The 272-nt window shown below is 57.0% G+C and carries 1 protein-coding gene; it reads right to left on the bottom strand.

Translation table 11 applies throughout. The features are described from left to right. On the bottom strand, positions 1-272 hold a 272-nt coding region (locus HU720_RS24490), incomplete at both ends, for an immunoglobulin-like domain-containing protein (RefSeq protein ID WP_238337807.1).

Below are 272 nucleotides of genomic sequence, written 5' to 3' on the forward strand. Positions count from 1 at the left end.
GTGTCTTCAGTGCCTGGGCCCTGAGTTACGGAAGTGACTGGCTTGCCTTCGCCAACCACTTTCTCGTAGTTACCACCGGTGATCTCAGTGATCGCGTTGCTAACGTCCGGTTTCGTGGTGTGGACGCTATTCGGCACGGTGTAATCAACCGAGCTCGACGACTGACCAACCGGGATAGTGATGGTCTGGCCGTTAGCCAGTTTCACAACCAGGTCGCTACCGGTAACTTCGTGGTTCACGGAGGCGGTGTAGGTGATAGTGCCGCCTTCGGC

Source organism: Pseudomonas sp. SWRI51 (assembly GCF_014268825.1).
Taxonomy (GTDB): Bacteria; Pseudomonadota; Gammaproteobacteria; order Pseudomonadales; family Pseudomonadaceae; genus Aquipseudomonas; species Aquipseudomonas farsensis.